This is a genomic window from Hyphomonas sp. (assembly GCF_041689225.1).
GTDB lineage: Bacteria > Pseudomonadota > Alphaproteobacteria > Caulobacterales > Hyphomonadaceae > Hyphomonas.
The window spans coordinates 1-5,760 of record NZ_JBDNGN010000096.1 but is presented as its reverse complement, the minus strand read 5'-3'; the positions used below and the strand labels follow the sequence as shown (position 1 = coordinate 5,760).

Here is a 5,760-nt window from a genome sequence, read left to right as displayed (position 1 = left end):
TGGACGCTGGTCTTGGTGGTCTGGACCGGATCGAACTGGTAGTGAATCGGGCTGGCCGGACACGCGAGATTGTAGATCTGGTCGACTTCCACGAAGAGTGGAAATGTCACGTCATGACGCATCACCTCGAACTTCGGATTGTCGAGCAGGTGGGCGACATTCGTACGACGCCCCGTGAAGAAATTGTCGACACACAGGACTTCCGCCCCCGTTTCGAGAAGCCGTTCACACAGGAACGAACCGATAAAGCCGGCACCGCCGGTCACGAGGATGCGAGGGACATAATGCATCACATCGGGGTGCGGGCTTTTTCCTGAACGGTCAAGAGGCGTCAGCGCCCCGCCTGCCGGGCCTTGAAGTAGGCCAGCGTGCCGCGGGTTATCACCTCATCGCCCGGCACGACCTCGTGCGCCTCAAAGTCCGGCCTTTCCTTCATTTCGGCATAGACGTTTGCAAAGTCCTGGTAACAGGTATCGAGCAGGGCTTCGAAACTGTCGATGACGAAATAGCTCTGCTGAAAATCATCAATGATATATTTGGTGCTCATGATGCGTGCGAGATCGAAGCCGATCCGGTTCGGGCTGTCATCTTCCAGTGCGAAAACGGTTTCATTCGGGCTCGACAGGATGCCGGCGCCATAGATGCGCAAGCCCCCCGCCTCGCGGATCAGGCCAAATTCCACCGTATACCAGTAGAGACGGGCCAGGCTGTGCAGCTGGCCGAGTTTCATCGCACGCCGCCCCCCCTTGCCATAGGCCTCCATGAAATCCGCAAAGACCGGACTGGCCAGCATCGGTACATGCCCGAAAATATCGTGGAATATGTCCGGTTCCTGCAGGTAGTCGAACTCGGCTTCCGGTCGGATGAAGGCGCCCGCCGGAAAGCGCCGATTGGCGAGGTGGTCGAAGAATATCTCGTCGGGCACGAGTGCGGCCACCGGCACGATACGCCAGCCTGTCACCGCCTCAAGCCGATCGGACAGCTTCTCCATGTCCGGGATGCCCGAGGCCGACAGTTCCAGCGCCGCCATTGCGTCCAGCACCGTCTGGCAGGCCCGGCCCTTCGTGACTTCACGCTGGCGACGGAATAATCTGTCCCACCTGTCGTGTTCTGCTGTAGAGTAAGTTTCCCAAGCCTGATCGATCGTGAAGTCGGCGGCGCGGGGCGCGTCGGCGTAGCGGTTCTTGAGGGCTTTCGTGATCATGGTCCAGCTTAGCAAAATTCCGAAAAAGGTTCCAGACGTAACTATTTTCAGGATTCACCGCGCCTCAGCCCTGTCGGCAAGGTGTAATCTGCGACGTGGTCGTGTCGCATTGGGCGCCTCGACGCTCGCGCAGGAAAGTGCCAGTAAGAGAGTGGGGCTGGCGTGAACCAAAGTGACGGTACCAGTATGACGACTCTCCCGGATACACCCCGGAACATGTACGGCAAAGGCGCGCCGAAATGCCCGAGGTTTTCAATCATCATTGTCAACTTCAATGGCGGTAGACACGTCCAGCATGCGCTTGATTCACTGGCGCGCCAGACCGTCAGGGACTTCGAAGTGCTACTGGTCGACAACGGATCCACCGACGGGTCGGTGGATCGATTGCGCACAGACGGATTGCCTGCCTTCACGCTCATGGCGGAAAGCAAAAACCACGGTTTTGCCGGCGGCAACAACCTGGCTGCCAGGGCGGCCACCGGCGACTGGATTGCATGCTTGAATCCGGATGCCATTGCCGACGCCAGATGGCTTGAGGAGATCGTGTCCGGGCAGGCCCGGCACCCGGATGTCCGGATGTTCGCGTCTGCGCAGTTTGACGCCGCCGATCCCATGGCGCTCGATGGCGCCGGGGATGCCTATCTGATTTTCGGCATTCCGTGGCGCGGCGGATTTGGACGGGCTGCGAGCGAATTGCCAAGTGAAGGGGAATGCTTCAGTCCGTGCGGTGCCAGCGCTGTTTTCGACCGCCGGATTTTTCTCGAGCATGGCGGCTTTGATGAGAAATTCTTCTGTTTTTGCGAGGATGTTGATCTGGGTTTTCGCCTGCGTTTGGCGGGCGAAAACTGCATGTTCCTGCCCAAGGCAATCATCCACCATGTCGGCGGCGGGCTGACCGGGCGCGCGAGCGACTTTTCCATTTATCATGGCACCCGCAACCGTATCTGGACCTACGTCAAGAACATGCCCGCGCCGATCTTCTGGATCACGATCCCCGGCCATGTCGCCCTATCTGTCTACCTGCTCGCCCGCGGGGTCATGACGGGCCGTGTTCGCCAGACCTGGCGAGGCATGCGCGACGGCCTGCTGGGCGCGGCCAGGATGCGCCGAAACGGGCAGGAAGCCCGCCGGCGCAGAGTCTCGTCGTGGCAGCTTGTCCGCGCTATGGCGTGGAACCCGTTCCGCATGAGCCAACGCAAGGTTCACGTGCGCGAAACCTCGCTGCCTGCCCCGGCGCCGGTTACCGGCTCCAGTGCGTCAGCAACCCTTTGAGGTAGGCGCCATATTCATTCCTGTATTCCGATGACAGCTTTTCCAGCTGGGCGTCATCGATGAAGCCCTTCCGCCAGGCGACCTCTTCCGGGCAAGCAATCTTCATGCCCTGGCGCTTCTCTACCGTCTGAACAAATTGCGACGCCTGGATCAGGCCGTCAAACGTACCGGCATCAAGCCAGGCTGTGCCCCGCGCGAGCCTGTGCACGCGAAGGTCACCCCGCTTGAGATAGGCGTCATTCACCGACGTGATCTCCAGTTCTCCGCGAGCGGAGAGCTGCACGTTACGCGCAATATCAACAACGTCTTCATCGTAGAAATAGAGGCCCGTGACCGCCCAGTTGCTCTTCGCTTTCAATGGCTTTTCTTCAATCGACAGGGCCTTGCCCTCATCGTCCATCTCGACGATGCCGAATTGAGACGGATCGTTCACCTGACAGGCAAACACTTCGGCGCCAGTGCCCATTGAACCGGCCTTGAGCAACTCACCGCTGAGGCCGGCGCCGTAGAACATGTTGTCGCCAAGTGCGAGCGCGCTTTTCCCGCCGCCAACAAAATCAGCCCCGATCAGGAAGGCCTCAGCCAGGCCCCTTGCTTCGGGTTGTTCGGCATATTCGAAATTCATGCCCCAAGCACTGCCGTCACCCAGAAGGTGATTATACAATGGCAGCGCATCCGGCATGGAAATGATGAGAATATCCCGGATCCCCGCGAACATCAGCGTCGTGATCGGGTGGAAGATCATCGGCTTGTCGTAGACGGGCAACAACTGTTTCGAAACGCCCCGCGTAATCGGATACAGGCGCGTGCCTTTGCCTCCAGCGAGGATAATCCCCTTCATGCGCTCCATCCTTTTGTCTTGATCAATTCTTCCACACAGGCGCGCGTACTGCCCTGCCATACAGGTAAAGTCACCCCGAAGTGTGCAGACAGTCTGCGGCAATCCAGGCGGGAATTACCCGGCCGCGTCACCGGTGTCGGGTACTGCGCGGAAGTGATGCGTTTCACATGCGCCACCGGCCCGCCGAGCGCACCGCTGGTTTCGAAGATGAACTGGGCAAAATCGGCCCAGCTCGCCTCGCCCGCGCTGGTCATGTGATAGATCCCCGACTGCCAATCCTGCGAGCCAGCAATGCGCCGGGCAATGCCGAGCAAGCCCGCAGCAATGTCATGTGCGCTGGTTGGATTACCGATCTGGTCATCCACAATGGCGAGCTCATCCCGGCTGTCCGCCACGCGCAGCATCGTCTTGACGAAATTCTTGCCCACCGGGCTGTAAACCCATGCAGTCCGCAGGATGACATGGGCCGCATTCGCCGCCGCAACTGCGGCTTCGCCCGCAAGCTTTGAGGCCCCGTAAACGCCGAGAGGCGCGACCGGGTCATCTTCGACATAAGGTGTCGGCTTGGTGCCATCAAAGACGTAATCCGTCGACAGGTGCAGGATCGGGATGCCCCTTGCGGCGCTGGCCTTCGACAGATTGGCGGCGCCGTCCCGGTTCAGGGCAAACGCAGCCGCGGCATCAGACTCGGCCTGGTCAACCGCTGTATAGGCAGCCGCGTTGATGACGATATCAGGTAATATCGAACTGATCGCCGCCTCGATCTTGAATTCATCGCAGATGTCAAGCTGCGGACGCCCCAGCGAGACAATTCCCACGCCGGGGGGAACGGGAAGATTCACCAGCGCTTGCGCAACCTGCCCCGCTCGTCCGGCGACGAGGATTTTCAAATTATCGGACATGAAGAGCTTATCCCGTTTCAGACCGTCGGTCAGATCAGGCTTTCACGTTTGTTTCAAGGCCAAGGCGCTCACCGGAATAAACCGATTTGCGCAAGGGCTGCCACCAGTCGGGATGATCAAGGTACCATTGGACAGTTTTGCGCAGCCCCGTCTCGAAAGTCTCCCGTGCGCGCCAACCAAGCTCAGTCTCAAGCTTTGTCGCATCGATGGCATATCGCTGGTCGTGGCCCGGGCGATCCTTGACAAATGTGATCAACTCGCGCCGCGACCTGCTGGTTGGCCGCAGGACGTCGAGTGCGTCACATATGGCCTCGACGACCTGAAGGTTCGTCCGCTCGTTACGGCCGCCGACATTATATGTTTCACCAAGGCGCCCCTGCGAAGCGATCAAGGATAATGCCCGCGCATGGTCATCGACATACAACCAATCCCGCACATTCGATCCGGCACCATAAACCGGGAGGGGTTTGCCCTCGAGCGCGTTGAGGATAACGAGCGGAATCAATTTTTCCGGAAAATGGTAAGGTCCGTAGTTGTTTGAACAATTCGACACCACGACCGGCAGGCCATAGGTGCGATGCCAGGCATGGGCCAGATGGTCGGACGCAGCCTTTGACGCTGAATAGGGCGAAGAAGGGTCGTAGGGCGTTGTCTCATGAAACAGCCCCTCGGCGCCAAGCGAGCCGTACACTTCATCTGTTGAGACATGCAGAAAGCGGAATCTTTCTTTCGCGTCGCCCTGCAAGGACGACCAGTAGGTCCGAGCCGCCTCAAGCATGCTGTAGGTCCCGATGACATTTGTCTCGATGAAATCGTGGGGCCCGGAAATGGAACGGTCGACATGGCTCTCAGCTGCCAAGTGCAGGATCTGGTCGGGCGCCTCCTTTTTGATCAGGTCGGTCATCCGCGCCTGGTCACAAATATCGGCAACTACGAGCCTGCATCGCCCGGTCTTTTCGGCAGGTTCAATGTTGGCGCGATTTGCGGCATAAGTCATCTTGTCAACGACAATGACCTCAACGCCATCGTCGAGCACCAAATGCCGAACCAGAGCCGACCCAATAAACCCGGCGCCGCCGGTGACGATGATCTTTTCCATGAGTTGACTTCAAACTGGTAAGCGGTCGGATGATAAAGCTACGTAATATTTGCCGGGCGCAACAATAGCAACCAGTGATACTTCAGCTGACAGATTCGTAACAAAGCCAAGCAAAACCCGTGCTTCGGAAGGCGGCAGATCGCAAAGTGGCTGGCGCGGTAGGGCGCGAAGGTGGATCGCCACCACCCCCACCGCCTGATGCGACTGACAGGTCCCGAAGCGGTCTGCCGAAGGGCGAAGACAAGCCAGCCACTCCCGGCCCATCTGATCTTCCTTTACCTAACGAAAGGCATGGAGATCACGCTTCCGAACCAGGACTGTTGTGGTAAGATCACGTTTATCCCGGGTAAGCGTGGCTACCTCTATCTGGTTGCCATCATGGATTGGACCACCGGAAAAGGGCTGTCGTGGGCGTCTCCAGTACGATGCATGAGGACTTCTG

The 5,760-nt window shown here is 58.8% G+C and carries 6 protein-coding genes; 1 reads left to right on the top strand and 5 read right to left on the bottom strand.

Going from position 1 to position 5,760, the window contains the following annotated elements; translation table 11 throughout:
• Positions 1-290: GDP-mannose 4,6-dehydratase (locus ACESNB_RS08760; RefSeq protein ID WP_373006367.1), on the bottom strand; the 290-nt coding region annotated here is incomplete at its 3' end.
• A gap of 41 nt (positions 291-331) precedes the next feature.
• Positions 332-1,204, bottom strand: a complete 873-nt coding sequence (gene phhA, locus ACESNB_RS08755) for a phenylalanine 4-monooxygenase (protein WP_373006365.1) — start codon at positions 1,202-1,204, stop codon at positions 332-334.
• Positions 1,205-1,390: 186 nt separating this feature from the next.
• Here phhA and ACESNB_RS08750 point away from each other — a divergent pair, with 186 nt between their 5' ends.
• Entirely contained in the window at positions 1,391-2,476 is a 1,086-nt protein-coding gene (locus tag ACESNB_RS08750; protein WP_373006363.1) for a glycosyltransferase family 2 protein, read from the top strand.
• Here the strand turns inward: ACESNB_RS08750 and rfbA are convergent.
• From rfbA to rfbB, 3 genes are read right to left on the bottom strand one after another with little or no spacing between them, the layout of a single operon-like run.
• The gene (gene rfbA / locus ACESNB_RS08745; protein WP_373006361.1) at positions 2,445-3,317 is read right to left on the bottom strand and encodes a glucose-1-phosphate thymidylyltransferase RfbA; all 873 of its coding nucleotides are present in this window, start codon (positions 3,315-3,317) and stop codon (positions 2,445-2,447) included. The two genes, ACESNB_RS08750 and rfbA, sit on opposite strands and share 32 nt — an antisense overlap.
• Positions 3,314-4,219, bottom strand: coding sequence for a dTDP-4-dehydrorhamnose reductase (gene rfbD, locus ACESNB_RS08740; RefSeq protein WP_373006359.1), 906 nt, complete (start codon positions 4,217-4,219; stop codon positions 3,314-3,316). The genes rfbA and rfbD overlap by 4 nt, the downstream gene beginning before the upstream one ends.
• A 34-nt stretch (positions 4,220-4,253) precedes the next feature.
• The gene (rfbB, locus tag ACESNB_RS08735; RefSeq protein ID WP_373006357.1) at positions 4,254-5,318 is read right to left on the bottom strand and encodes a dTDP-glucose 4,6-dehydratase; all 1,065 of its coding nucleotides are present in this window, start codon (positions 5,316-5,318) and stop codon (positions 4,254-4,256) included.
• Positions 5,319-5,760 lie beyond the last annotated feature (442 nt).

What these genes read in the sequence shown, in the direction of transcription:
- phhA (WP_373006365.1), bottom strand. Translation starts at nt 1,204, where the DNA reads ATGATCACGAAAGCCCTCAAGAACCGCTACGCCGACGCGCCCCGCGCC.
- ACESNB_RS08750 (WP_373006363.1), top strand. Translation starts at nt 1,391, where the DNA reads ATGACGACTCTCCCGGATACACCCCGGAACATGTACGGCAAAGGCGCG.
- rfbA (WP_373006361.1), bottom strand. Translation starts at nt 3,317, where the DNA reads ATGAAGGGGATTATCCTCGCTGGAGGCAAAGGCACGCGCCTGTATCCG.
- rfbD (WP_373006359.1), bottom strand. Translation starts at nt 4,219, where the DNA reads ATGTCCGATAATTTGAAAATCCTCGTCGCCGGACGAGCGGGGCAGGTT.
- rfbB (WP_373006357.1), bottom strand. Translation starts at nt 5,318, where the DNA reads ATGGAAAAGATCATCGTCACCGGCGGCGCCGGGTTTATTGGGTCGGCT.